Annotated in this window: 21 protein-coding genes and 1 pseudogene; 13 read left to right on the top strand and 9 right to left on the bottom strand. The window is 64.7% G+C overall.

The genetic code is table 11. From position 1 onward, the window contains the following. Positions 1-379: 379 nt before the first annotated feature. The 3 genes and pseudogenes from IQ16_RS40450 to IQ16_RS40460 all read right to left on the bottom strand — a co-directional run bounded on the left by IQ16_RS40450 (position 380) and on the right by IQ16_RS40460 (position 5,686). On the bottom strand, positions 380-1,996 hold the full coding sequence (locus IQ16_RS40450) for a phosphoenolpyruvate carboxykinase (RefSeq protein ID WP_018646753.1): 1,617 nt from the start codon (positions 1,994-1,996) through the stop codon (positions 380-382). A 285-nt stretch (positions 1,997-2,281) separates the two neighbouring features. Beyond that, a pseudogene (locus tag IQ16_RS40455) lies at positions 2,282-4,872 on the bottom strand (CHAT domain-containing tetratricopeptide repeat protein). Positions 4,873-4,936: 64 nt separating this feature from the next. Further along, the gene (locus IQ16_RS40460; protein WP_018646751.1) at positions 4,937-5,686 is read right to left on the bottom strand and encodes a HugZ family pyridoxamine 5'-phosphate oxidase; all 750 of its coding nucleotides are present in this window, start codon (positions 5,684-5,686) and stop codon (positions 4,937-4,939) included. 242 nt (positions 5,687-5,928) lie between these two features. Between IQ16_RS40460 and IQ16_RS40465 the strand changes: the two genes are divergently transcribed. The 5 genes from IQ16_RS40465 (at position 5,929) to IQ16_RS40485 (ending at position 9,919) form a co-directional block, all read left to right on the top strand. Beyond that, on the top strand, positions 5,929-6,630 hold the full coding sequence (locus IQ16_RS40465) for a response regulator transcription factor (protein WP_008542552.1): 702 nt from the start codon (positions 5,929-5,931) through the stop codon (positions 6,628-6,630). 119 nt (positions 6,631-6,749) lie between these two features. Then, positions 6,750-8,549 carry a sensor histidine kinase gene (locus IQ16_RS40470; RefSeq protein WP_018646750.1) on the top strand — a complete coding sequence of 600 codons (1,800 nt, stop codon included), beginning with the start codon at positions 6,750-6,752 and terminating at the stop codon, positions 8,547-8,549. Next, positions 8,546-8,995, top strand: a complete 450-nt coding sequence (locus tag IQ16_RS40475) for an HPr kinase/phosphorylase (protein WP_026312574.1) — start codon at positions 8,546-8,548, stop codon at positions 8,993-8,995. The genes IQ16_RS40470 and IQ16_RS40475 overlap by 4 nt, the downstream gene beginning before the upstream one ends. 208 nt (positions 8,996-9,203) lie before the next feature. Continuing rightward, positions 9,204-9,605 carry a PTS sugar transporter subunit IIA gene (locus tag IQ16_RS40480; protein WP_007597752.1) on the top strand — a complete coding sequence of 134 codons (402 nt, stop codon included), beginning with the start codon at positions 9,204-9,206 and terminating at the stop codon, positions 9,603-9,605. Next, a complete protein-coding gene (locus tag IQ16_RS40485; protein WP_018646749.1) occupies positions 9,602-9,919 on the top strand; it encodes an HPr family phosphocarrier protein in 318 nt (105 codons plus the stop codon). The genes IQ16_RS40480 and IQ16_RS40485 overlap by 4 nt, the downstream gene beginning before the upstream one ends. A 127-nt stretch (positions 9,920-10,046) precedes the next feature. Here the strand turns inward: IQ16_RS40485 and IQ16_RS40490 are convergent, their stop codons facing one another. Beyond that, on the bottom strand, positions 10,047-11,672 hold the full coding sequence (locus IQ16_RS40490) for a glycosyltransferase family 39 protein (protein WP_018646748.1): 1,626 nt from the start codon (positions 11,670-11,672) through the stop codon (positions 10,047-10,049). A gap of 114 nt (positions 11,673-11,786) precedes the next feature. Between IQ16_RS40490 and lepA the strand changes: the two genes are divergently transcribed. The 7 genes from lepA (at position 11,787) to IQ16_RS40525 (ending at position 18,064) form a co-directional block, all read left to right on the top strand. Beyond that, on the top strand, positions 11,787-13,598 hold the full coding sequence (gene lepA, locus IQ16_RS40495; RefSeq protein ID WP_026312573.1) for a translation elongation factor 4: 1,812 nt from the start codon (positions 11,787-11,789) through the stop codon (positions 13,596-13,598). Between the two features lie 433 nt (positions 13,599-14,031). Beyond that, positions 14,032-15,267 carry an MFS transporter gene (locus IQ16_RS40500; protein WP_018646745.1) on the top strand — a complete coding sequence of 412 codons (1,236 nt, stop codon included), beginning with the start codon at positions 14,032-14,034 and terminating at the stop codon, positions 15,265-15,267. A gap of 150 nt (positions 15,268-15,417) precedes the next feature. Further along, positions 15,418-15,867 carry a GNAT family N-acetyltransferase gene (locus IQ16_RS40505; protein ID WP_018646744.1) on the top strand — a complete coding sequence of 150 codons (450 nt, stop codon included), beginning with the start codon at positions 15,418-15,420 and terminating at the stop codon, positions 15,865-15,867. Positions 15,868-15,982: 115 nt separating this feature from the next. After that, positions 15,983-16,363 carry a nuclear transport factor 2 family protein gene (locus IQ16_RS40510; RefSeq protein WP_018646743.1) on the top strand — a complete coding sequence of 127 codons (381 nt, stop codon included), beginning with the start codon at positions 15,983-15,985 and terminating at the stop codon, positions 16,361-16,363. A gap of 104 nt (positions 16,364-16,467) precedes the next feature. Next, the gene (locus IQ16_RS40515; RefSeq protein WP_018646742.1) at positions 16,468-17,163 is read left to right on the top strand and encodes a helix-turn-helix transcriptional regulator; all 696 of its coding nucleotides are present in this window, start codon (positions 16,468-16,470) and stop codon (positions 17,161-17,163) included. Positions 17,164-17,584: 421 nt separating this feature from the next. Then, positions 17,585-17,767, top strand: a complete 183-nt coding sequence (locus IQ16_RS40520; RefSeq protein ID WP_026312572.1) for a hypothetical protein — start codon at positions 17,585-17,587, stop codon at positions 17,765-17,767. A 69-nt stretch (positions 17,768-17,836) separates the two neighbouring features. Continuing rightward, positions 17,837-18,064 carry a hypothetical protein gene (locus IQ16_RS40525; protein WP_020608067.1) on the top strand — a complete coding sequence of 76 codons (228 nt, stop codon included), beginning with the start codon at positions 17,837-17,839 and terminating at the stop codon, positions 18,062-18,064. Between the two features lie 181 nt (positions 18,065-18,245). Here the strand turns inward: IQ16_RS40525 and IQ16_RS40530 are convergent, their stop codons facing one another. The 4 genes from IQ16_RS40530 to IQ16_RS40545 all read right to left on the bottom strand — a co-directional run bounded on the left by IQ16_RS40530 (position 18,246) and on the right by IQ16_RS40545 (position 21,274). After that, on the bottom strand, positions 18,246-18,563 hold the full coding sequence (locus tag IQ16_RS40530; RefSeq protein WP_145832161.1) for a hypothetical protein: 318 nt from the start codon (positions 18,561-18,563) through the stop codon (positions 18,246-18,248). 272 nt (positions 18,564-18,835) lie between these two features. After that, positions 18,836-19,525: an aspartate/glutamate racemase family protein gene (locus tag IQ16_RS40535; protein ID WP_018646738.1), complete on the bottom strand. Its 690-nt coding sequence runs from the start codon at positions 19,523-19,525 to the stop codon at positions 18,836-18,838. Positions 19,526-19,607: 82 nt separating this feature from the next. Next, positions 19,608-20,021 (bottom strand): SRPBCC family protein, encoded by a 414-nt coding sequence (locus tag IQ16_RS40540; RefSeq protein WP_026312571.1) that lies wholly within the window; start codon positions 20,019-20,021, stop codon positions 19,608-19,610. A 299-nt stretch (positions 20,022-20,320) separates the two neighbouring features. Then, on the bottom strand, positions 20,321-21,274 hold the full coding sequence (locus IQ16_RS40545) for a tetratricopeptide repeat-containing protein (protein ID WP_145832162.1): 954 nt from the start codon (positions 21,272-21,274) through the stop codon (positions 20,321-20,323). 350 nt (positions 21,275-21,624) lie between these two features. Between IQ16_RS40545 and IQ16_RS40550 the strand changes: the two genes are divergently transcribed. Further along, complete coding sequence (locus tag IQ16_RS40550; RefSeq protein WP_018646735.1) at positions 21,625-22,776, top strand: acyl-CoA dehydrogenase family protein; 1,152 nt, start codon at positions 21,625-21,627, stop codon at positions 22,774-22,776. Positions 22,777-23,035: 259 nt separating this feature from the next. Here IQ16_RS40550 and IQ16_RS40555 read toward each other — a convergent pair whose 3' ends face one another. Then, positions 23,036-25,204 (bottom strand): EAL domain-containing protein, encoded by a 2,169-nt coding sequence (locus IQ16_RS40555; protein ID WP_018646734.1) that lies wholly within the window; start codon positions 25,202-25,204, stop codon positions 23,036-23,038. Between the last annotated feature and the right edge of the window lie 188 nt (positions 25,205-25,392).

Below are 25,392 nucleotides of genomic sequence, written 5' to 3' on the forward strand. Positions count from 1 at the left end.
CGCTGCGGTCAGGCCGTCTTGCGACGGTCTCAGTCTCGTTGCCGAGACACAGCGCAGACCTCCCGAGGTAAGACCGACCGCCTTCACCGCACGCCCGCCGAATTTACCACCCCGACCTTTGATGACCTTGGACTTCGCGATCAATTGCTCGCTCGTCCGGCCGGGTAGGCCTCGTTATCCGGTGTTTGTCCATCGGGCCGCGGCTTTGCTCCACGCTTTCTTCAGACCCCACCTCACGATGACGCCCTTGCGCTTCGCTAATCCTTCGCCGCCATCAGGCTGGATAGAGGACTTCCACCTCCAAGCTGTCGCTCATACTCGGCACACAACAAAAAGGGCGGCCTCACGGCCGCCCTTTCGTGTTTCAAGCTCCGCGACCTTACTCCGCCGCCATCTTCACGTCCGGCGCCGCCGCACGCACCTCGGCGTCGACCTGGGCCTCGAACTTGGCGAAGTTCTTCTGGAACATGCCGACCAGCGCGCGGGCGGTCTTGTCGAACTCGTCCTTGTCCTTCCAGGTGTTGACCGGGTTGAGGATCTCGGCCGGCACGCCCGGCAGCGCGGTCGGGACCGCGAAGCCGAAATATTTGTCGGTGCGGAATTCGACATTGCGGAGCGAACCATCGAGCGCGGCAGTGAGCAGCGCGCGCGTCACCTTGATCGGCATACGCGAGCCGACGCCGTACTTGCCGCCGGTCCACCCGGTGTTGACCAGCCAGCAATCGACATTGTGCTGGGCGATGAGGTCGCGCAGCATGTTGCCGTAGACGCTGGGGTCGAGCGGCAGGAAGGGCGAGCCGAAGCAGGTCGAGAATTCCGGCTGCGGCTCGTTGCCGAGGCCGCGCTCGGTGCCGGCGACCTTGGCGGTGTAGCCGGACAGGAAGTGATACATCGCCTGCGCCGGCGACAGCTTTGCGATCGGCGGCAGCACGCCGAAGGCGTCGGCGGCGAGCATCACCACGTTCTTCGGCTGCGGCGCGCGACCGGTGCGCGAGGCGTTCGGGATGAAGTCGAGCGGATAGGCCGAACGCGTGTTCTCGGTCTTGGAGCCGTCGTCGAAATCGACGACACGGGTGTCCTCGTCGAGCACGCAGTTCTCGAGCACCGCGCCGAAGCGGGTCGAAGCCGCATAGATCTCCGGCTCGGCTTCCTGCGACAGCTTGATGCACTTGGCATAGCAGCCGCCTTCGAAATTGAAGACGCCGTTCGGGCCCCAGCCGTGCTCGTCGTCGCCGATCAGCGTGCGGTTGGGATCGGCCGACAGCGTGGTCTTGCCGGTGCCTGACAGTCCGAAGAAGATCGCGGTGTCGCCGCCTGCGCCGACATTGGCCGAGCAGTGCATCGGCATCACGCCGCGCTCGGGCAGGTAATAGTTCAGGGTGGTGAAGACCGACTTCTTCATCTCGCCGGCATAGTAGGAGCCGCCGATCAGCACGATCTTGCGGGCGAAGTCGATCGCGACGACGTTCTCGGACTTGCAGCCGTGGCGCTTCGGATCGGCGCGGAAGCTCGGCATGTCGATGATGGTGAGCTCCGGCGTGAAGCTCGACAGCTCGACCGCCTCGGGGCGGATCAGAAGCGTGCGGATGAACAGCGAGTGCCAGGCGAGCTCGGTGAAGACGCGCGTCTTGATCCGGTAGGCCGGATCGGCGCCACCGTAGAGGTCCTGCGCGAACAGCGTCTTGCCTTCGGCGTGCTTGAGGAAGTCCTGGTACAGCGCCTCGAACTGCTCAGCGGTGATCGACTGGTTGCCGGCCCACCACATCTTCTTGTCGGTGCTGGCGTCGCGCACCGTGAACTTGTCCTTGGGGCTGCGGCCGGTGAACTCGCCGGTGTCGGCGCAGAGTGCGCCGTCAGCGGACAGCACCGCCTCGCCCGCGGAGAGCGAGTATTGATAGAGTTGCGGCGCACCCAGATTCCAGTGAACCTGCTTGAGCTTCTTTAAGCCGAATTTGTCGGCGCCGAAGGCACCGTTGCGCACGCCCGTCTCTTGCACGAAAAAATCCTCCTAGAACCCGCGACACCTAGCGCGACCAAGCATTGGCACCATCGCGGTCACCGTGAATAGCAGGCCATCCGGCCTCGGCTGGACGACCTAATACTGATGAACGCTGGCGTTGCCAAGCTGATCCCGCAGGATTTGGTTTATTCAAGGACCGCGCCAAACGTCGCGCATGTCTGCTCTGAGCAGGCGCATCAAAAAATCACGAATGATCGCGCAACCAAATGCTTGTTTTGGCGTTGCCTGGGGTTATTGCGACGCACAATCCCTTGCGGCGTTTTATCTTACCTCACCCTCGCCGATCAGAGCGAAGGGTCCCCACATCGCAGGATAAGCATTGCGCGGTGAAGAGGCGTCATCAACGTACGTCAACATGGCGCGGCGCAAAGCTTCGGCACGACCGATTTTTGGTTCGTTTTTGAGCAGGGCGAAAGTCGACGTGGTCAAGCGGGTGGCAGCTTCCGAATCGACTGCCCAATGCGAGACCAGCAACGCACGAGCGCCGGCGTAGAAGAACGAGCGTGCCAATCCCGACAGTGCCTCCGCACCGGGCTTGTCGCCGGCAATGGTGTTGCAGGCCGACAGCACAACCCAATCCGCATTGAGCTTGAGCTGCGCGACTTCGCTCGCGGTCAACAGACCGTCGTCGATCTCGGAAGGCTGGTCGGGAATGGAGAGCGCAAGTGACGGCTCACCCAGACCCTTGACGTCGCCTGCAACGAGACCGTGGGTGGCGAAGTAGATGATGCTGTATTGAGCAAGCGCTGCACGCTTGAGCGTCGTTTCGCTGGCGTCGCGACCGAGATGGATGTCGACCTCGCCGGCGCCAACATCCTTCGCCACCGCATTCAGCTCGTCGGCGGTGTCAGGCAGTTGCGGCAGCGCTTTCGCAAGCTGCGCGCGATCGACGCCAGCACCGCGCCAGAAATCGGTATAGGCCATTGTCGCGATGCTGCGCGCGGCAACCTTGCCGCCCGCGGCGCGCCGGTCGGCCGGCCCTTCGGCTGCAGGGTTGAACACGGGATCGCCGAAGCCGGTCATCGGCTTGACGCCTTGGTCCCGGCGCGCAAAGGCGCGCAGCGATTTCAGGCTGATCACCGACGGCAGCACCGAGACGGCCTGACGCCGCAACAGCCAAGCGGCGTTGCGATAGCCCTCGAGCTTGTCCGGGATCGCAGCTTGCGGCGTCTCCGTGACGAGCAGATGAAAAGGCAATGCAGTCAGCGCCGCCGACGGCACCACCAGAAGGCTGCGCTTGTCTTTCGTCAGCGCCTCGACCGGCCCGAGCAGCGCGGCATAGAGTTCATGGGCGAGCGCGAGGTCGAACAGGCCCGATTTGCCGGAGGCATCGCGCGCCTTGCCGACGTCGAGCCCCTTGCGGAACGCGGACACCTTCTGCGTCAGCGCGTCCGCACCGAGCGGAACCTGCTTCCAGTCCACGCCCTCGCGCGTGATCGCGATGACGTAGCTCTGCTTGTCGACGACGGAATAGATCGTCATCGCTTCATCGGCCGACAGCAGCGGCTGGATGTCCTTCACTGCGAGCGGCAGCGGGTTGGAGAGCGAGGCATAGTCGGGAAACTCTACGGCGAGCGTCTTCTGCAGGCCTGCGCGCTCGCTCGCGATCGCCGCGATCCGCGCGCGGCTGCGCTGCTCGGCCGCGGCATCGCGCTGCCCGGCTTGCTTGGACACCGCCGTGATGATCGCCTTGTCGAGCGCCTCGGCCTCGGCTCCGAGATCCTGATCCCTGCGCACGAGCTCGGCGAGCCGGTCGCTGCCGGCGGCAAGCCGCACCGCGAGCTTGTTCACGGCCGACGCCGCCGAGGATTGCGTGCCGCGCTGGATCGCGGCGAGCGCCTCGTCCAGCGCCTTGTCGTCGGGCAGGAGATGCTGCTGCCGCGCGGAGAACAGGATCGGCAACACGATACGCAGCTGCGCGCGACCGCTGGCAAGCGTCTTTTCCGCGAGCGGCAGGGCATCGGCAGTGCGTCCGGAGATGTAGAGGAATAAGCGAGATTGCCGGTCGAGGTCAGAGTGTCCGGACGCTCCGGCCCAAGCGCACGCTCGCGGATCGCCAGCGCCCGGCGATACAGCGGTTCGGCATCGGCATAGCGCTGCTGGTGCTCGTAGAGCCCGGCGAGATTGTTCAACGAGCGCGCGACATCGGGATGATCCGGCCCCAGCACTTTTTCGCGGATGGCGAGCGAGCGCTTGATCGGCGCCTCGGCCTCGGCATCGCGGTTGAGGTCACGGTCGACCTGGCCGATGTTGTTCAGGACGGTGGCGACCGCGGGATGCTCGGGACCTGCGGCCTTCTGATAGATCGCGAGCGCACGCTGGAACAGCGGCTCGGCGTCGGCAAAATGCTCCTGCTTGACGTAAAGCGTGGCGAGATTGTTGAGGGCCCGGCCGACATCGGGATGCTCGCGCGACAGGCTCTTTTCGCTGACCGCGAGCGCACGCTTGAACAGCGGTTCGGCTTCAGTGAAGCGACCCTGCCGCTGATACAGCGCGGCGAGATTGCTCAGCTCGGGCGCGATCAGGGCGGTGTCGAGGCCGAGCGCCTTCTCCATCAGCGCGATGGCGCGCTTGTAGACCGGCTCGGCCAGATCGTCGCGGCCCTGACCGGCATAGACCTGGCCGAGATTGTTGAGCGCGGCGGAGAGCTCGCGGCCGTTGTCACTCTCAAGGCGCGCGACCATGGCCTGCGCGAGCGGCAGAGCTTCCGGATACTTGCCGGCGCTGATGAGCGCGTTGATACGCGCGCCCTGTGCGGCGAGATCGCCTTTCTGGGCCAGGGCGGGAGTGACAAGCAATGTGGTGATCGCGAGGGCCAGGCCCGCGGCCAATGCCAAACGATGACGCGCCATGATCCCTCTCGCTGCGAGCCCGAAAACCATCACGGTCTTGGGTCGCGGCGATGGGCGGCAGCGTTCAAAGGCTTGCGCTCTGGTCCATCATCTTGCGTGCTTCGCCAGCGAGGCGGACCAGCATCTTGCGCAGCGCCGTGCCATCGGTCACGCGTTCCGGGAAGTCCAGCCGCAGCGCGGCCTGGCCGTCCTGCATGTCCAGACCTTCGGGGTCGCATCCGGTGCAGCGCCAGTCGCCGGCCGGCGCGCCGAGCAGCCTGGTCGCATAGAGGTTCATGGCGTCGCGATGATCGGCATTCATGTGCTCGACGGCGCCCTCCTCGGCCGCCAGCAGGTCCTCGGCGCCGCTGAGGTCGGTGAGGAATTGCTCGGGCTTGAGGTCGACGATCCGGCCGAAGCCGGCGACCAGATGGGTGCCGGTGGGACGGATCCGGAAGAAGGAGAAATCCTTAAAGGAGACAAAGGCTTGCGCCGACGGATGGGCACCCAAATACCGCCGTTGGAGCAATTCCTTCTCGTCACCGGCCGGTTCCGCCCGCCCGGACAGCATGATCCGGGCCCCCTCCAGGGGGTCGCCGGCCGCGCGCTCGTCCAGCATCAGGGAGACCCGGGGATCGGCGAGGATGTTCCTGGTGTGCACGGCCAGCCCCGAGATCAGCAGGATGGGCGAGCCATCCGGGTGGCTCGCCAGATTGACCAGGGAACAATAGGGATCGCCGGAGCCCGCCATCAACGTTGCGAGAGCGCCCTGCCGGGACCGCCTCAGCAGCGATTTGGCGAGCTTTCCGGGGTCGAAATCGGGGGTCGGTTGCATGGGCTTTCTCGGCTCAGGTGGTTGCAAGGGAGGTCTTTTTTCGGCTAAACGGGGGTCCGGTTATGGGTCGAGATGCGGCGAATCTGCCGTGTTTCGTGGAACTTGGTCACACTTCAGCCCAGCTTGCATTGCTCGGTGACAAAAGTTCGAACGCCAAGTTCGGGACCCATGTATGCGGCGCATCACTGGATTGCTCGCCGTTTCAAGCCACGACCCAAACGGAAAGCAGAAAGCAGAGGCTCATGCCCACAATCGCTTTGGTCGACGACGACCGCAACATTCTCACATCCGTCTCGATCGCGCTGGAAGCCGAAGGCTACCGCATCATGACCTACACCGACGGCGCTTCCGCGCTTGACGGTTTCCGCACCACCCAGCCCGATCTCGCCATCCTCGACATCAAGATGCCGCGCATGGACGGCATGGAGACGCTGCGTCGCCTCAGGCAGAAATCCGACCTGCCGGTGATCTTCCTGACCTCCAAGGACGAAGAGATCGACGAGCTGTTCGGCCTCAAGATGGGCGCCGACGACTTCATCCGCAAACCGTTCTCGCAGCGCCTTTTGGTCGAGCGCGTCAAGGCCGTGCTGCGCCGCTCGGCACCGAAGGACCCGACCGTCGCGCCGAAGGAGAACGACGCCAAGGCGCTCGACCGCGGCCTGCTGCGCATGGACCCGGAACGCCATACCTGCACCTGGAAGAACGAGCCGGTGACGCTGACCGTCACCGAATTCCTGATCCTGCAGGCGCTCGCGACCCGGCCCGGCGTGGTGAAGAGCCGCAACGCGCTGATGGACGCCGCCTATGACGATCAGGTCTATGTCGACGACCGCACCATCGACAGCCACATCAAGCGGCTGCGCAAGAAGTTCAAGGTGGTCGACAACGAGTTCGAGATGATCGAGACGCTTTACGGCGTCGGCTACCGTTTCAAGGAAGCCTGAGGGCGGCGGGCGCCTTCACGAAGGACTGAGAGCATCGCCGGTTCTGATTCCATCGCGACCGGGATGGCTCTAGGATGCGGGGACCATTGCCACGAGCTGTCCTAACGCGGGCATAAGCATTGCTGGACCGAACGCAGCCTGACACGAACCAGAGCGCCGGGGATATCGCATCCGACGGCGCTCCGGAGCGCGTCGTCGAAGACAAGCCGCAGGGCTGGCGGCCGCTGAACTGGCTCAAGCGCGCCGGGCAATTCTTCTTCGCGCTGTCCTTCTCGAGCCTGACCCGCCGCATCGTCTCGCTCAACCTCGCCGGCCTCGTCGCGCTGGTGGCCAGCATCCTCTATCTGTCGCAATTCCGCGCCGGCCTGATCGACGCGCGGGCGCAGAGCCTGTTGGTGCAGGCCGAGATCATCGCCGGCGCCATCGCGGCCTCCGCGACCGTGCAGACCAACGCCATCACCATCGATCCCGACCGGCTGCTCGACCTCAAGCCGGGCGAGACCTATGGCGGCTCGGACGACTATTCGCCGCTGGATTTCCCGATCAATCCGGAGCGCGTGGCGCCGGTGCTGCGCACGCTGATCTCGCCGACCAAGACGCGCGCCCGCATCTACGATCCGAACGGTAGCCTGCTGCTCGACAGCCGCAACCTCGAAAACGTGCTGCGCTTCCCGCTGCCGCCGCTGTCGGCCGAGAAGCCCGGCGTGGTCGAGCGCGGCATGGTCGCGGTGCGCACCTGGCTGAACCGCGGCGACCTGCCGCTCTATCGCGAACTCGGGCCCGAGAACGGCAATGGCTATGGTGAAGTCGGTGATGCGCTGCAGGGCCAGAAGCGCTCGATGGTGCGGGTCAATGCGCGCGGCGAGGTGATCGTCTCGGTGGCCGTGCCGGTACTGCGCTCGCGCGCCATCCACGGCGCGCTGATGCTGTCCACCCAGGGCGACGACATCGACCAGATGGTCACCGCCGAGCGCCTCGCCATCCTGAAGGTCGGCGGCGTCGCGGCCGCGGTCATGATCATGCTGTCGCTGCTGCTTGCCAGCACGATCGCCGGTCCCGTGCGCCGGCTCGCCGACAGCGCCGAGCGCGTCCGCCGCCGCATCAAGACCCGCGTCGAGATCCCCGACTTCACCCGCCGCCGCGACGAGATCGGGCATCTCTCCGGCGCGTTGCGCGACATGACCAACGCGCTCTACAGCCGCATCGAGGCGATCGAGATGTTCGCCGCCGACGTTGCCCATGAATTGAAGAACCCGCTGACCTCGCTGCGCTCCGCGGTCGAGACGCTGCCGCTGGCGCGCAACGAGAACAGCCGCGCGCGCCTGCTCGAGGTGATCGAGCACGACGTCAAGCGGCTCGACCGCCTGATCTCCGACATCTCCGACGCCAGCCGCCTCGATGCCGAATTGCAGCGGCAGGATGCGATTCCGGTCGACCTCAGGCGCCTGCTCGGCACGCTGGTCTCCGTCGCCAACGAAACCAAGCTCGGTCACGACGTCGCGGTCGAGGCCCGTTTCGAGGGGCGCGGGCCGACCGACACTTTCGCGGTGACCGGCCACGATTCTCGACTCGGACAGGTGGTCTCCAACCTGCTCTCCAACGCGCAGTCCTTCTCCGAAGCGGGCAGCAAGGTGCGCCTCACCTGCCGCCGCGTCCGCGGAGAAATCGAGATCGTGGTCGACGATGACGGCCCCGGCATTCGCGACGACGCGCTGGAGCGCATCTTCGAGCGCTTCTACACCGATCGTCCGCATCAGGGCTTTGGCCAGAACTCCGGCCTCGGGCTCTCGATCTCCAAGCAGATCGTCGACGCGCATGGCGGACGCATCTGGGCGGAGAATCGCGCAGGCCCGGCGGACGACGAGGGCATTCCGACAATTGCCGGCGCGCGCTTCGTGGTGAGGCTGCCGGCGCTATGAGCGACGGCGGCCCCAGCGTGCACGCCTCCGCGGTCAAGGTCGGACAGATCGCGGTGCTGATCCGCGGTCCCTCGGGCTCCGGCAAGTCGCGCCTTGCCTTCGATTTGATCATGGCGGGGCGGTCAGGCCTGCTCGAAAGGGCCGTTCTGGTCGGTGATGACCGTGTCCATCTGGCGACAGTCGGCAACGAAATTGAGGTCCGCCCCGCTCCTCCACTGGCCGGCCTGATCGAGATCCGAGGCCTCGGAATCCGCCGCTGCGACTTCGTGGAGCATGCGACCGTCGGCCTCGTGGTCGATCTGGATGCTCAGGACGCGGAGCGGCTGCCTGCGGCCGAATCCCTGAAAACAAGCATTTTCGGTGTGGAAATACCGCGAATCCCCGTCAGCCGCGACTATTCGCCCCTCCCTTTGGTTGTCGCGGCCTTGACCACTACCAAGAGTTAACCTTCTGCTAAGCCCTCAGGCGATTGTTTGAAGGGAAATGGTAACCATATGAACCCCACTATCGCGACCGAGTAGACCGGCGCAGCTCCCCTCATCCATCCGTCTAGATTCAGGGAGATACGCAACATCCCCTCTTGCGCGGGGGCTCTGGATGGTCAAAGTGGCGCGTTCGTGCGGTGCACCAAAAGCGCCCGCGAGGAGTTTTCCGATGATTGGTCTAGTACTTGTGACCCACGGGCGCCTTGCCGACGAATTCAAGGCAGCGCTTGAACATGTCATGGGCCCACAAAAGCAAATCGAAGCGATCACGATCGGCGCCGAAGATGATTCCGATCTCTGCCGAAGCGATATCATCGAGGCGGTTAACCGCGTCGATTCCGGCGATGGCGTTGCGATCCTCACCGACATGTTCGGCGGCACGCCGTCGAACCTCGCAATATCCTGCATGAGCCGGCCCAAGGTCGAAGTGCTCGCAGGCATCAACCTGCCCATGCTGGTGAAGCTCGCCAAGGTGCGCGAGGAGCGTCCGCTGCCGGACGCGATCGCGATGGCCCAGGAAGCTGGCCGCAAATACGTCACCATCGCCAGTCGCGTGCTCGCCGGCAAATGAGCGACGACGCGCCACAAGCGGCGACAGGCGTGCCCGCGGGCGCGATCTCCAAGGAGCTCCTGATCATCAACAAGCGCGGCCTGCACGCGCGCGCCTCGGCGAAATTCGTCCAGGCGGTCGAGCGCTTCAACGCGCAGGTGTGGGTGACGCGCGGCGGCGAGACCGTCGGCGGCACCTCGATCATGGGCCTGATGATGCTCGCCGCGGGGCCGGGCACGACGATCACCGTCGCCGCGACGGGTGATGATGCGGAAGCCGCGCTTGCGGCGATCACCGAGCTCGTTGAGAGCAAGTTCAACGAGGAAGGGGTCTGAGCCACGCGCTCGGCGCCGTAGGGTGGGCAAAGCGAAGCGTGCCCACGACTTTTCTGGCGATTATCGAGAGATGGTGGGCACGGCGCGTCGCGCCTTTGCCCACCCTACGAGACCGACAACGTCGCAATCACTTCCCCGGCGGCGCGATGTAGATATTCCAGCTCATCGACGGGCCGGCCTTGCCGTGGGTGAAACGGCGCGTCGTCATCACGATGCGCTCGGCGTTGGGCGCAGTCTCCGACACCCATTTCTCGAACGCCGGCAGGCGGCCGTCGGTCGGGTCGAACACGCCGATGAAGCCGTACTTCTTCACGTCGTCGCGCGAGGTCAGGCCGGAATCCCAGGCCTCTAACGGCAGCAATGCGGAGGGATGATCCGGGCTGTAGAACACCAGCGGCTGGATTTGCTCCATCGTGCCGGCAACGACGGCCCAGCGCGAGCCGAAGCGGGTGTGCCAGGCCTGGGTCAATTCGCGCGCGAGCTCCGAGCGCGCGCCATAGATCTGTGCGTTGCCGGCATTGGCGGCCATCTCGCGCGCGGCGATCCAGGGCGAGGCCGCGAGCGTCGCGACGCTGAGCACGAGCCAGATCGTGGCGATGTTGAACAGCACCGCGCTCTGCACCCGCAGCGCCGGAATCGCGACCAGCGCTAAGGGCACCAGGAAGAACAGCGAGATGCCCCAGTCGGTCTTCATGTAGATGTTGAAGGCCAGCGCGCCGAGCGGCGGGCCGACCGCGACGATGACCTGGACGATCCAGATATTCAGCGCCTGCGCAACATTGACGCCCGGATTGGCGCCGCGCGCCCAGGCGCGCGTGACGATGCGCGACGGCGCACGCACGAGCAGCTTGAGCCACGGCGGCACCCACGCCATGGCGAGCGCGGCCAGCGCCACCGGCAGCGCCAGCAACGCGAAATTGTGCAGGGCATAGCCGGCCACGAGCTGATGCACGAGACGCGCGTCATCGAGGCTGTAGGTGTCGCCGGCATAGGTCAGCGGCACGAAATGCGCCTCCGCGAGCCAGACGATGTGCGGGATCATCGCCACGACCATCGTCGCGATCGCCACCCACGGCGCCGGTGACGTCAGGAACTTCACGCGCTCCGGATGGATCAGCGCGGCAAGGCCGATGGCGCCGATCATGGTCAGCACCCAATATTTGGTCATCAGCGCCAGCGCGCCGGCAAGGCCGAGCCAGATGCCGGACTGCCAGCTCCGCTTCTCGAAGGCGTTGAGATAAGCGAGCACCAGCAGGGGCAGCGTGACGAGCTGGAGCAGGTCGGGGTTGTACTTGAAGCCCTTGAAATTGAAGATCGGATAGAGCGCGACCATCACCACGACCAGGAACGCGCGGCGCGCATCCACCACGCGCAAGGCAACCAGCCAGCAGATCACCATGCCGATGCCGACCGTCGTCATCGCCAGCGCATAGGTCGCCCAGTCGGTCGCGGGGAACATCCTGAACCAGAGGCCGGCGACCCAGCCCGACAGCGGCGGGTGCTTGCCATAGCCCCAGAGGAATTTCTGGCCCCAGCCCCAGGCTTCTGCGACGTCCATGTGAACGTCCTGCGCCGCCTTCAGATTGATCAGGATGAAGGTCCAGAGCACGCCATGCAGGATGGCGAGCTGGATCACCAGCCAGAGGCGAGCCTCGGGGCGGGTCGCGCAGGCGACCAGCCAGGCCCGGAAACGGTTGTAACCCAAGCGGGTCTTTGCCCGCGCTCTGGCGGAGGGGATCGAGGTAGTCGACATGGCCCGCTTGCTAGCGCGTTTTGGCCCGCCGTGGAATCAGCTTGGCGTGAAGAAAGGCCCTGAAAATACAGCAATATGGTTGCCGCACGGGGATGTGAGTGGTATCCCGCGCCCATGACGACCGTCCCCATTTCCAACATCCGCAATTTCTCCATCGTCGCCCATATCGACCATGGCAAATCGACGCTGGCCGACCGCCTGATCCAGATGACCGGCGGCCTCTCCGACCGCGAGATGGCGGGCAAGGAGCAGGTGCTCGATTCCATGGACATCGAGCGCGAGCGCGGCATCACCATCAAGGCGCAGACGGTGCGCCTCGCCTACCGCGCCAAGGACGGCAAGGATTACATCTTCAACCTGATGGACACGCCCGGCCATGTCGACTTCGCCTACGAGGTCTCGCGGTCGCTGGCGGCGTGCGAAGGTTCCCTCCTCGTGGTCGATGCCAGCCAGGGCGTCGAAGCGCAGACGCTCGCCAACGTCTACCAGGCGCTCGACAACAACCACGAGATCGTCCCGGTCCTGAACAAGGTCGACCTGCCCGCGGCCGAGCCCGAGAAGGTCAAGCAGCAGATCGAGGACGTCATCGGCATCGACGCCTCCGACGCGGTGATGATCTCCGCCAAGACCGGCCTTGGCATTCCCGACGTGCTGGAAGCCATCGTCACCCGCCTGCCGCCGCCGAAGGGCGATCGCGAGGCGACCTTGAAGGCACTGCTGGTCGACAGCTGGTACGACGTCTATCTCGGCGTCGTCGTGCTGGTGCGAATCGTCGACGGCACGATGAAGAAGGGCCAGCGCGTGCGCATGATGGGCACGGGCGCGGCCTACGACGTCGAGCGCGTCGGCTTCTTCACGCCGAAAATGCAGCAGGTCGACGAGCTCGGCCCCGGCGAGATCGGCTTCATCACCGCCGCGATCAAGGAAGTCGCCGACACCCGCGTCGGCGACACCATCACCGACGACAGGAAGCCGGTCGCGGACATGCTGCCCGGCTTCAAGCCGGCCATCCCCGTGGTGTTCTGCGGCCTGTTCCCGGTCGATGCCGACGATTTCGAGACGCTGCGCGCCGCGATGGGCAAGCTGCGCCTCAACGACGCCAGCTTCTCCTTCGAGATGGAGACATCCGCCGCGCTCGGCTTCGGCTTCCGCTGCGGCTTCCTCGGGCTGCTGCACCTCGAGATCATCCAGGAGCGGCTGTCGCGCGAGTTCGATCTCAACCTGATCGCGACCGCGCCGAGCGTCATCTACAAGATGAAGCTCACCGACGGCACCGAGCTCGAGATCCACAATCCCGTCGACATGCCCGACGTGGTGAAGATCGAGGAGATCCAGGAGCCCTGGATCGAAGCGACGATCCTCACGCCGGACGAATATCTCGGCAGCGTGCTTAAGCTCTGCCAGGACCGACGCGGCTCGCAGAAGGAGCTGACTTACGTCGGCGCCCGCGCCATGGTGAAATACGATCTGCCGCTCAACGAGGTCGTGTTCGACTTCTACGACCGCCTGAAGTCGGTCTCCAAGGGCTACGCCTCGTTCGACTATCATCTCACCGACTACAAGCCGGCCGACCTCGTCAAGATGCAGATCCTGGTCAATGCCGAGCCGGTGGATGCGCTCTCCATGCTGGTCCACCGCACCCGCGCGGAGGGCCGCGGCCGCGCCATGGTCGAGAAGATGAAGGAGCTGATCCCCCCGCACATGTTCCAGATCCCGATCCAGGCGGCGATCGGCGGCAAGGTGATCGCCCGCGAGACGGTGCGCGCGCTGCGCAAGGACGTCACCGCGAAGTGCTACGGCGGCGACATCACGCGTAAGCGCAAACTTCTGGAGAAGCAGAAGGAAGGCAAGAAGAAGATGCGGCAGTTCGGCAAGGTCGACATCCCGCAGGAAGCTTTTATCGCCGCACTGAAGGTGGATAGCTGAGGCGGACGCTGAAGCTGTTTCACGAATCCATTCGCCGACGCCATGCCCGGGCTTGCTCCCGGGCATTTGCATTTTGGACTCTGCCGAGACGTCGTGCATGGGCGGAGTAAGCAAAAAGATCGAAATCAACCCCATGCACAGTAGCCGGGGGTTTGTTTGGATTGAGTTTTTTTTGATTTTCAGAATTCCATTTGCTCCGTCGGGCAAAACAGGGGCATAATGCAATCATCGCGGTGTGTGGCACATCGTCATTCCGGGGCTCGGCGCGAGGCAGGAATGACGATGCGGCGAACGCCTTGATCATCGCGACGGAAGAGACCGCGCTCACGGCAGAGCGGCAAATCGCGCATCGCGGGTCACCTTGCCCTTCACCGGCAGATGGGCCACCATCCCCGTGCGCAGTATCAACAAAACCAAAAGCGCGAGGAAACGCATGAGCAAGCCATCAGGCTTCGACTATGGCTGGGTCATTGTCGCCGCGGGTGCGCTGATGACGTGCGTCGGCTTCGGCACGATGCTGTCGCTCGCGGTGTTTCTGCAGCCGATCTCGGAGGCGATGGGGTGGTCGCGCGCCGGCGTGTCGGCCGCCGCGACGCTGGATTTCCTCTGCATGGGGTTTGCCGCGTTCCTGTGGGGCACGCTGTCGGACCGGTTTGGCACTCGTATCGTGGTCCTCGCGGGAAGCGTTCTGCTGGGGATCGGTCTCATCGCCGCGAGCCAGGCGACGAGCCTGTGGCAATTCCAGCTCTCCTTCGGCGTGCTGATCGGTATTGCCGCCGGCAGCTTCTACGCGCCGATGATGGCGCTTGCGAGCGCATGGATCGAGAAGAACCGCAGCCTTGCGGTGGCGCTGGTCTCCGCCGGCATGGGCGTGTCGCCGGTGACGATCGCGCCAACCGCGAGCTGGCTGATCACGGCCTATGACTGGCGCACCGCGATGCTGGTGATCGGCTGTGCTGCGTGGGCGCTGCTGATCCCGGCCTGCTTCCTGGTGCGTCCGGCGCCGGCAACGACGGGCGCCACCGCTGCAGATGCCGCGCCGGAAGTCGAGCTGACCGCGGCGCAGGCGCTGCGCACGCCACAATTCATCGCGCTCGCAGCGGCGCATTTCGCCTGCTGCGCCGCGCATTCCGGCCCGATCTTCCACATGGTGTCCTATGCGATGGTCTGCGGCATCGCCCCGCTCACCGCGGTGACGGTCTACAGCGTCGTCGGCGTCTCGGGCCTCGGCGGACGCCTGCTCCTGGGCGCGCTCGCCGACCGCATCGGTGCAAAGCCCGTGCTGGTCGGCGGCCTGTTCGTGCAGGCAATGTGCATCGCGACCTATCTTGCGGTCGCCCAGCTCGGCGAATTCTACGCGCTCTCGGTCGTGTTCGGCCTCGCCTATGGCGGCGTGATGCCGCTCTATGCGGTGCTGGTGCGCGAATTCTTTGGCGCGCGCATCATGGGCACGGTGTTCGGCGCGGTGTCGGCCTTTGCCAGCCTCGGCATGGCGCTCGGACCCTGGGCCGGCGGCCTCGTGTTCGACAATTTCCAGCAATACACATGGCTGCACGTCGGCTCTTTCGCGATCGGGCTTGCCGCCGTCGCAGTGGCGCTGAGCTTCCCGACCAAACGGAGGCAGACGCTCGACCTTGGCCGCGCCGCAGCGTGGCGAGGCAACGCTTGAACAGGCCGCAAAGGCTTTCGGCGCGGTCGACATTCCCCCAGGGCTTTTTTTTGCCGCTCTCAGACCCGCCTTCGCTCTTCGAGCTACGGCGGACGAACTCCGCATCCGGCCAAGGCAGTTCTGACCGTATCTGATAAGGCTCCAAGGGTGATGGACCCTAAACTTGAACCAATAGTCGACAAATTACCCGCTGGCTTCGCTGACCTGGAGGCGGATGCAACAGCGGATGGCCATCGGCAAATGACGCGCCTGGCCGCTGAGTTGACAGAGACCCCCGCCATTTTTCATGCAGCATACGCCTGCTATCTCGGCGGCAGACTCGCGGGTATCGGTGCGATGACCAACGAACCTGCACCGATAGGGCAACCGACGTGGAGAATGCGACGGTTCTACGTGCATCGCGAATTCAGACGGCGCAATGTTGCCTACACCATTGCCATGGCGCTGTTGCAGGACGCGACCGGAAGCGTTTCCACCATGACTGTCCATGCAGGCAATCAGGCTGCAGCGCAGTTTTGGGAGGCGATTGGATTTAGCCGTGTTGTCGGTCTGGCCTGGTCCCACCAAAGAACGATGCTCGACACAACTGCCCGCATATGAGGTCGACGGCAGGTCCGGGTTGGCAGTCCCGGCAGCGCCGATTTCCTACTGCCAGAATCTGTCACTGCCCTGCGCTAGGCCTTCTTTCAGTGCACCAATCACTGAAAGGAAGACCATGAATACCCAAAGCAGCGGCGAGGCAGTGCAGATCGCCAACACCTATGTCGAGGCCATCGCCCGCAAAGACGTCGATACGGTCATCTCCATCTCGGCGGACGACATCGTTTGCACATCACCGCGCGGGCGGATCGTCGGGACCTCGACGTTTCGCGAGTTCCACGGCGGCTTTGCCCGCATGCTCCAGAAGGTGACGCCCCTCGCGACTTACGGCGACGATCAGCAGGCTGTTGTCGTCTACAACGCGGACACCCATCCGGTTGCCAACGCCATCGTCGCGGAGCTCCTCAAGGTGAGGGACGGCAAGATCGTGTCGACCGAGGTGATCTACGATGCCGCGCCGTTTGCCGCCTATGCGGCGACGGTCCAACCGCGCTAGGAATCCGGTCCAGCTCATCAAGCGGCGCGGCTGCCCGAAGCCGTGCCGCCATTCTGCGGTAGATTGCTGCCAATCTTTGGCAGGATACCTGCTAGACTTGCAGCATGTCCAAGAGCCAGCGGCTGTTCGACCTCATGCAGATCCTGCGGCGGCACCGTCATCCGGTGTCGGGCAGCAATCTGGCTGCCGAGGCGGGCGTCTCGCTGCGCACGATCTATCGCGACATCGCCGACCTGCAGGCGCTGGGCGCGCAGATCGAGGGCGAAGCCGGTCTTGGTTATGTGCTGCAGCCCGGCTTTCTCCTGCCCCCGCTGATGTTCTCCGAGCAGGAAATCCAGGCCCTCGCGCTCGGCGCCCAATGGGTGTCCCGCCAGACCGATGAAGAGTTCGCGCTGGCGGCGCGTAATGCGCTCGCGAAAATCGGCGCCGTGCTGCCGTCAGAGCTGCGGCACAAGATCGACGACAATGCATTTCATGTCGCGCACAGGCCGAAGCAACCCGAAGCCGTCGATCTCCGCCTTGTGCGCCAGGCCATGCGCGACCAGCACAAGCTTTCCATCGTGTATCGCGATCCGAATGGCGCGAAGACCACTCGGACGATCTGGCCGATTGGCGTCGCCTTTTTCGAATCCCGGCGCATCCTGGCCGGCTGGTGTGAAATGAGGAAGGATTTTCGCTCCTTCCGGGCGGATCGGATCGAAAAGCTCCGGCTCAAGACCGAACGTTATCCCGGCCGCCGGCGCGACCTCGTCAAGCAATGGCGGACCCAGGTCGACGCAGCCAGGCGTAGGATGGGTTGAGCTCTTGCGAAACCCATCGCCCTGCCGGGCGGACGGAGTATCTCTTACTTCTCGTTAGCTCGACCCGATTGTGGGGATGAGCTTGATGGGTTTCGCTTCGCTCTACCCATCCTACGAGCTTCGAGCTACGGCGGACAAGCCGCGCGACCCATCCGCCCCCGTCCCATCAGGTTGCGCCCGAGGAACCATCCAGGATGGACGTCGTTTCTACGCCAGTGGAGGTCCCTGATGATCAACGAGCGGGAACAACACGACGTTTGAGCGGGTCGATACAAGGAAAGCTGGCAACGAGCCCCCGCCCGGTACGACGGGCCTCGCAAGCCACATCCGCCACTGGACCGCGCACCAGGCCAGCTTTGTCAGGTAGATGAGCGGCCCATATCCTGCCGGTCGGTGAGAACCTCCGGATAGGAGCAACAACATGACGCCACATCTCCTTGAGGAATTCACTGGATTGATCGACTGGCGTTGCGTCGTGATCGTGGGCAACACGATGCCGCCCCGAGATCCCGATGAAGACGAGGATGCAGACGAAGACGACGACGGCGACGACGAGCACCGAGATGATGAAGCGCCAGTCGTGCGCGAGCCGGACGAAGAGTAAGCAGGATGCTTCTCGAAGGGGCTTTCCGCGGGGAGCAACCGCTCGGCGTTGACTGAGCAGGAGGCGAGCATGACCCTCATATGGCTTGGTGCGCTCCTGGTTTTCGTCGGCGTGCTCCAGATGGCATTTCAGCCGATCTGGCGAGGCCGGCTGAGCGGCACCAAGCGGCTTCGCTCCGGACTTGACACGCTGGAACCTACAGCGCCGGGCAGCGGCTTCGGCATCAGATCGAACTGGCCCGGCCTCGTGCTGGTCGCGGTTGGCGGCGCTTCCCTGCTGGCCGCAGCTGTCATCTGAGAGCTCGGATGGGTTGAGCTTCCGCGAAACCCATCGCCCCGACGCGGGCTCGCAATATCCGGTAATCCCTGTTAGCTCGATCCAATTGCGAGAATGAAGCTTGATGGGTTTCGCGTCCGCCTTCGCTCTTCGAGCTACGGCGGATAAGCCGCGCGACCCATCGAGCTACGAGCCAAGGGTTCTATTTCGGAGCGCTGGTCTGGCCACCCGAACCCGTGGTCTGCTCACTTCCCGGTCGACCCGGAGGATGCGCAGCAGCACCTGGCTTGTCTTGGTCGGCCACGTATCCGGACTCTCCGGAGTTGCGGGTCTTGATCCCTTTGTCCGCATCACGCTGCATCTGCTCGTTGGGCTCGCCAGTCTTGAGCCCCTGGTCTACATCACGGCGCATCTCCTCCTTGGTTTGCTCACTGGGTGCGGCCTTTTGCTGTTGGGCCGTTGCCTGGAAGGTCATTGCGCTTCCGGCAACGACAATCAACGCGAGAATTGCTGTTCGCATGCTTCTCCTCCACGGCTTGCTCCGGCCCCTAAACACGCGAACTTCCCAAGGTTTTTCTTGTTCCAATCGCCATCGCCGAAAGGCGCATCTTGCGATCAGTCGCAGGTGGGCAAAGCGACTTGTCCGCCGTAGCTCGAAGAGCGAAGGCAGAAGCGTGCCCACCAAATTGTGTACCGTCGGGAAGAGTGGTCGGCACGGCGCTCTGCGCCTTTGCCCACCCTAAGAAAGCTGCAATCCCGGCCTTGGATGGCAAACGTCCAACGAGATCATCATCACCCGATGGCGAAATCGGCCGCCGCCTCGGCGTGGATGGCGGTCGTGTCGAATGTTTCGACCGTTGTGTCGGCCTGTCCCACCAGCATCGTGATCTCCGTACAGCCGAGGATGATGCATTCGGCGCCGGCGGCGACGAGCGCCGCCATCACGTCCTGATAGCGGCGACGCGAGGGGGCGGTGACATTTCCGAGGCACAGCTCGTCGTAAATGATGCGGTTCACGTCGGCCCGGGCGTCCGCAGGGGGAACCATGACCTCGAGGTCATGCGCGCGAAGCCGGTCGATGTAAAACTCCTCCTCCATCGTGAACCTGGTGCCGAGCAGCCCAACCCGCCGGTATCCCTTCGCCCGGATGCGCTGCGCGGTCGCGTCGCCGATGTGGATGAAGGGAATGGTCAGGCCCGACGTGATGTCGGGCGCCAATTTGTGCATCGTGTTCGTGCACAGCACGATGGCGCGCGCGCCGGCGCTCTCAAGGCGCCGCGCGACCTCCGCGAGGCTGCTTGCGGCCTCCCGCCAGCGGCCGGCATACTGCATCTCCTTGATCTCCTGGAAATCGTAGGAATACAGCAGCAGCGGAGCCGAATGCAGCTTGCCCAGACGGTCGCGGATGCGCTCGTTGATGAGCTTGTAATAGAGCGCGGTGCTCTCCCAGCTCATGCCTCCGATCAGGCCAATGGTTCGCATCCCTGCGTCTCCGGAACAATTGCGCGATCGGATCGTAGACGAAGACGCGGAAGCCCGCCAAGGCTCCGCGCCCTGCACACCCTCACGACGTCTTCTTCGCCGCGACGTAGCGCGCGAAATTGTCGAGGATGGCCTGCCAGCCGCCTTGCTGCTGCTCGACCGAGTGGGTCGGTTCGCTGTCGAAGACGACGCGGACGACGACGCCTTTCGGACCGGGGACGAACTCGACTTCGGCCTTGCGATCGCCGAACGCATATTCGATCAGCTTGTGCTCGACGATCGTCGTGTAGGTGCCGGCGAAGTCAAAGCCCATGCTGCCGTCCTTGGCTTCCATGCGCGAGGAGAAGGCGCCGCCCTCGCGCAGGTCGACCGTGGCCCTGGTCGTATGCCAGTCGTCGGACGCGGCGTTCCACTTCACGATATCGGCAGGCGTCGTATAGGCACGCCAGACCTGATCGATGGGGGCGGCGACGCTGGTTTCGACGGTGATCCTCATGGGCATTGCTCCAGTTGCGACTTTGACGGCTCGAATTGACGAAATCACGTCACGAGTCTCGGGTCCATATCTCCAACACGTCCGGGGACGTGTCCACCCAAGGACGATCGAGACCGGTCCTTGCCGACATGTCCGGCCGTCAATCGTCAAAAAAGTTGGAAAAGTGTCGCAAGGTGGGCAAAGCGACTTGTCCGCCGTAGCTCGAAGAGCGAAGGCGGAAGCGTGCCACAAACTCGTTTGCCGTCGGAAAGCGTGGTGGGCACGACGCTCCGCGCCTTTGCCCACCCTACGAAAGCTATTCAGATCGGCCTTGTCTTGCCGCGGATGGCCATCGAGCGCTTGAAGATCTGCTGGGCATCGGCATAGCGGCCCTGATCCTTGTAGAGGCCGGCGAGGTTATCCAGGACCCCGGCGAGATCCGGATGGTTGGGACCGAGAGTTTTCTCGAACGTGGCCACCGACCGCTTGAACAGCCGCTCGGCCTCGGCGTTACGCCCCTGACGCGCATAGAGCGCAGCCAGATTGTTCTGCGCCTGTGCGATATCGGGATGATCGGGACCGTACGCCTTCTCGGTCATCACCATCGACCGCTTCAGCAGCCGCTCTGCATCGGCATAGCGATGCCGCTGGATGTAGGCATCGGCCAGATTGTTCATCAGCACCGTGGCTTCGGGATCGTCGGGGCCGAGCGCTTTCTGCAGCACGGCCAGTCCCCGCTTGAACAGCGGTACAGCCTGGTCGTACCGGCCCTGATTGCTGTAGGCGGCGCCGAGGTTGCTCAACGCCAGCACGAGCGACGGATCGTTGGTTTTCTCGCCAATGGCGATCGACCGCTTGAGGAGCGGCTCCGCTTCCGCGTAGCGCTCTTCCGCGCGATAGAGATCGCCCAGATTGTTCAGCACCATTGCGACTTCCGCATGATCCGGACCGAGCGTCTTCTCCCGGATGGCCAGCGCGCGCTTGTACAGCGGCTCGGCAACGGCGTATTGGCCGAGATTGTAATGGATCGTGCCGAGGTCGTTCAGCGGCATCGCGACGTGCGCGTCATCAGGGCCAAACTCCTTCTCGCGAAGGGCCAGCGACTTCTGGGCCAGGGGCAGCGCTTCCGTGTACTTCCCGGCCCGATAAAGCTCCTTCATCTGCCGCGTGAGCGTGCCCGCCTCGTCCTCCTGGCCGTAGGACGGCGCGCCGAACGACAGGCTCAAGGCAAGCGCCGTGACTGCAACGCAGATCGATGCTTTCAGGGTCCTCATCGCGCCTTCCCTCGTCGCTTCTATCGGGACTTACGAGCCGTTGGTGCTCCCGGAAGCCGGACAGGTTCAATGCAGCCGCGGCGCGACGGCCAATCACCGGCCGGTCGCCAGGTTCCGGCCAGGAAGTTCGGATCGCGGGCATTAGCGTGATCGCAGCAGTCGTTTGACCGAACGAGAGCGGGACAGGTTGCCCCGGATTGAACGTCCTCGCGCGCGAAATCAATCAAGCAGGTCACGGGATGGCTTGGGCTCCGAAGCGATAGCCGCACCATCTTGATCCTCCCCGCCAAATAGACCACCATCGCACCCTCAAGACCGCTCACACCAAGAAGGGGCGAGGAAACGCAGCAATGAATGCAGCTCCCGGCGTCGGCCTGGTCGAACGTGCCCGCGCGCTCGCGCCGCTGATCGCGGGCGAAGCCGCCGAGATCGAACGGACGCGGCGGCTGACGCCTGCCGTGGTCTCCGCCCTCATCGAGAACGGGTTTTATCGCGCGCTGCTGCCGCAGAGCGTCGGCGGCAGCGAGGCCGTGCCGGAAGCATTCATGCAGATGCTGGAGGAGATTGCGAAGGCGGATGCCTCCACCGCCTGGTGCCTCGGCCAATGCAGCGTCTGCGCCATGATCGCGGCCTGGCTCGATCACGACACCGCGCATGAGATCTTCAACACCGCGCCCGGCATCCTCGCCTGGGGCGCGATTGCGCATGAGGCGCGCGCGGTCGAGGGCGGCTATCGCGTCACGGCGCGCTGGGATTTTGCCTCGGGCTCGCGGCAGGCGAGCTGGCTGGGGGCGCATGTGCGCATCGTCGGGAGCGATGGTGTGCCGCGCAAGAATGTCGACGGCTCGCCGGAGGTGCGGACCATTTTGTTTCCCGTCGCAAGCGCGACACTGCACGACGTGTGGCAGGCAATCGGGCTCGCCGGCACCGGCACGGACTCCTATGAGGTAGCGGACCTCTTCATCCCCGAGCGCTTCACCGCGTTCCGCGACGTGTCGTCCGCGCTGCGCGAGCCGGGCCCGCTCTACAGGATCGGCACCGGCTCGACCTTCAGTCTCGGCTTTGCCGCAGTCTCGCTCGGCGTCGCGCGCGCCACGCTGGATGCCGCCATTGCGCTCGCGCGCGCAAAACATCAGTCGCTGGCGGCCGGCGCCATGCGCGACAATCAGGCAGTCCAGGGACTGATCGGCCGCACCGAGGGCGATCTGCGCGCCGCGCGCGCCTATCTCTATGCCACGGCCAATGCGATGTGGCGCGACCTGGTCGCCACCGGCGAATTCAGCGCGGTGCAGCGCAGCGCAGTCCGGCTGGCGGCGACCTGGACCATCCATCAATCGGCAAAGGTGGTCGATACCGCCTATCACATGGCCGGTGCGACTGCGGTGTTCCGCAGCCAGCCGTTCGAGCGACGGTTTCGCGACATGCACGCGATCGCGCAGCAGATCCAGGCGCGGGATACGCATTACGAGGATGTGGGGAAGGCGATTTTGGCGGGGGGGTGAAGAGCAAGCAGCTCACTGAACCTCTCCCCGCCCTTTGCCGGGAGAGGTCGGATCGCCCCGGCGATGCGCAGCATCGTCCGGCGCGATCCGGGTGAGGGGCAAGGCGAGATTTCGACCAGAGCAAAGGTCGATCCGACACGCATAATCGCGCGCACACAGTTTGAACGGAGTTCGCGGAGACGCCCCTCACCCCACCCTCTCCCCGTAAGAACGGGGCGAGGGAGTGAGAGAGCGGCGCGTCCCTTACGTCAGTATCCGCTCACGCCACCAGCGCGGCGTCCTCGTCGGCGGCGTCGATGCCGCGCTGCGCCTGCAAGAGGCTGATGATCTCGAGATTGGGCCGGGCCTTGCTGAACAGAAAACCCTGGCCCTCGTCGCAGCCCTCAGTGCGGAGGCAGCTCAGCTCGGCTTCGGTCTCGACGCCTTCGGCGGTGATGGTGACCCCTAAGCCTTTGCCGAGGCTGACGATGGAGCGGATGATCGCCTGCGCCTCGCGATTGGCCCCGAGATCGCGCACGAAGGACTGGTCGATCTTGATCTTGTCGAAGGGGAAGCTGCGCAAATAGCTGAGGCTGGAATAGCCGGTGCCGAAATCGTCCATGGAGATGCGCACCCCCAGCGCCCGCAGCGCATGCAGCGTCGCCAGCACCTGCGCGCTCTTCTCCAGCAGCAGCGTCTCGGTGATCTCGAGCTCGAGCCGCCGCGGCGGCAGGCCGGAATGCTTCAGCGCGTCCGTCACCATCGAGAGCAGATTGCCGCTGCGGAACTGCAGCGGCGACAGGTTGACGGCAACGCGGACGTCGTCCGGCCAGGTCGCGGCATCCAGGCACGCCCGGCGCAGCATCAGCCCGCCGAGCGGATTGATGAGGCCAGTGTCTTCCGCGACCGGAATGAACTCGGCCGGCGAGACCATGCCGCGCTCGGCATGGGGCCAGCGCACCAGCGCCTCGAAGCCGGTGATGCGGCCGCTCTGGAGGTCGATCAGCGGCTGGTAGTAGGGGCGCAGCACGTCGTTCTGGATCGCATCGCGCAGCTCGACCTCGATCTTGCGGCGGCTCTGCGCTTTGGCATCGAGCGCGGCCTCGAAGAAGGCGAAGGTGCCGCGCGCATCCTGCTTGGCCCGGGACAGCGCCATGTCGGCGCTCTTGAGCAGTTTTTCGGAATCATCGCCGTCGCCCGGCGCCATTGCGATGCCGATGGAGGCGCCGATCACCACGGAATGGCCGTCGAGCAGATAGGGATCAGAGATGGCCTCGAGCAGGCGTTTTGCCAGTCCCACAGCATCTTCCGGCCGGGCCAGCCCGTTCTGCACGATCGCGAACTCGTCGGAGTTGAGGCGCGCCAGCGCGTCTTCCTCGCGCAAGGTGGAGCGCAGCCGCTTGGCGACGCCGCGGAGCAGCTTGTCGCCGATCGCGTGTCCCAGCGTGTCGTTGACTGACTTGAAATTGTCGAGCCCCAGCATCAGCAGCGCGACCTTGTCGGTGCTGCGCCGCGTATGCGCGAGCATTTCATCCACCTGCTGGCGGAGCAGATTGCGGTTGGGCAGGCCGGTGAGCCCATCATGCTGGGCCATGAAAGCGAGCCGCGCCTCGGCGCGCTTGCGCTCGGTGATGTCCATCAGCGCGAGCAGCACCGCGGGCCGCTCGGCATAGGTCAATTCGCGCGAATAGATTGCAAGGTCGATCAGCGCGCCGTCGGCCTTGACGTGCTTCCAGGTGCGGCCGGCCTGCTCCTCGCCGGTCACATCAATGGTCCAGGGCGGCTCGCTGTCGAACGCCTGCAAGGAACGGATCGTCAGCTTCTCGAAGTCGGCGCGGCTGTAGCCATAATGCGCGATCGCAGCGTCGTTGACGCCGAGGATGCGCTCGTCGTCGAGCGCGCAGACGATCATGGGAACAGGATTGCCGTCGAACAGCAGCCGGAACGAGGCCTCGCGCTGCTTCAGCTCGGTGATGTCGACGCGCAGGCCGACCACGCCGCCGTCGTCGGTCAGCCGCTCGTCGATCAGGATGACGCGGCCGTCCGCCAGCTTCTGCTCGTGACGTGCGCCGGGCTGATAGAGCTTCTGCAGCCGCTCGGCGATCCACTCGTCCTCGTGGCCTTCGGCCTCGGGATAGTCGCCGCGCGCGACGCCGACGCGCAGCGTGTCTTCGAGGCGCGCGCCTTCGGCGAAGAGGTCAGCGGTCTTGCTGTAGATCTCGGCGTATTTCTTGTTCCAGAGGACATAGCGGCCCTCGGCATCGAGAAAGACGATGCCCTGCGGCAGGATGTCGATGGCCTGACGCAGCCGCTCATGGGCCTTGCGCGCCTCCGCGATCGCGGCCTCCGCCTCCGCGCGGCTCTGCACGAGCTCGTCCTGTGCAACGGGCGGATGCGGCGCGCGCGCGAAGCGCGGCTTGCGCAGCTGCCCGCCGGCCGCCGCAAGCACGTTACGCTTTCGCCTTTTTTGTTTTCGAGACCCCAAACTCAACGTCACATGTCCCAGTCGCGCCCTGTGGCCGCAAGTTTTGGGGCAAGTGTCTGAAAAAAAAGTAATCTTGGCCTCGGGACCGCCGCCGCACGCCGGCACTCGTGCCTGTTTGCGAGGCGCAAAATGCGCCGACCGACGCGCCAAAC

Source organism: Bradyrhizobium huanghuaihaiense, assembly GCF_007830635.1.
Lineage (GTDB): Bacteria > Pseudomonadota > Alphaproteobacteria > Rhizobiales > Xanthobacteraceae > Bradyrhizobium > Bradyrhizobium huanghuaihaiense.

Coding starts and splice junctions, on each gene's coding strand:
- IQ16_RS40525 (WP_020608067.1), top strand. CDS start 17,837: ATGACCCTCATATGGCTTGGTGCGCTCCTGGTTTTCGTCGGCGTGCTC.
- IQ16_RS40535 (WP_018646738.1), bottom strand. CDS start 19,525: ATGCGAACCATTGGCCTGATCGGAGGCATGAGCTGGGAGAGCACCGCG.
- IQ16_RS40490 (WP_018646748.1), bottom strand. CDS start 11,672: ATGTCGACTACCTCGATCCCCTCCGCCAGAGCGCGGGCAAAGACCCGC.
- IQ16_RS40540 (WP_026312571.1), bottom strand. CDS start 20,021: ATGAGGATCACCGTCGAAACCAGCGTCGCCGCCCCCATCGATCAGGTC.
- IQ16_RS40465 (WP_008542552.1), top strand. CDS start 5,929: ATGCCCACAATCGCTTTGGTCGACGACGACCGCAACATTCTCACATCC.
- IQ16_RS40545 (WP_145832162.1), bottom strand. CDS start 21,274: ATGAGGACCCTGAAAGCATCGATCTGCGTTGCAGTCACGGCGCTTGCC.
- lepA (WP_026312573.1), top strand. CDS start 11,787: ATGACGACCGTCCCCATTTCCAACATCCGCAATTTCTCCATCGTCGCC.
- IQ16_RS40475 (WP_026312574.1), top strand. CDS start 8,546: ATGAGCGACGGCGGCCCCAGCGTGCACGCCTCCGCGGTCAAGGTCGGA.
- IQ16_RS40530 (WP_145832161.1), bottom strand. CDS start 18,563: ATGCGAACAGCAATTCTCGCGTTGATTGTCGTTGCCGGAAGCGCAATG.
- IQ16_RS40515 (WP_018646742.1), top strand. CDS start 16,468: ATGTCCAAGAGCCAGCGGCTGTTCGACCTCATGCAGATCCTGCGGCGG.
- IQ16_RS40520 (WP_026312572.1), top strand. CDS start 17,585: ATGACGCCACATCTCCTTGAGGAATTCACTGGATTGATCGACTGGCGT.
- IQ16_RS40510 (WP_018646743.1), top strand. CDS start 15,983: ATGAATACCCAAAGCAGCGGCGAGGCAGTGCAGATCGCCAACACCTAT.
- IQ16_RS40550 (WP_018646735.1), top strand. CDS start 21,625: ATGAATGCAGCTCCCGGCGTCGGCCTGGTCGAACGTGCCCGCGCGCTC.
- IQ16_RS40505 (WP_018646744.1), top strand. CDS start 15,418: ATGGACCCTAAACTTGAACCAATAGTCGACAAATTACCCGCTGGCTTC.
- IQ16_RS40460 (WP_018646751.1), bottom strand. CDS start 5,686: ATGCAACCGACCCCCGATTTCGACCCCGGAAAGCTCGCCAAATCGCTG.
- IQ16_RS40480 (WP_007597752.1), top strand. CDS start 9,204: ATGATTGGTCTAGTACTTGTGACCCACGGGCGCCTTGCCGACGAATTC.
- IQ16_RS40500 (WP_018646745.1), top strand. CDS start 14,032: ATGAGCAAGCCATCAGGCTTCGACTATGGCTGGGTCATTGTCGCCGCG.
- IQ16_RS40485 (WP_018646749.1), top strand. CDS start 9,602: ATGAGCGACGACGCGCCACAAGCGGCGACAGGCGTGCCCGCGGGCGCG.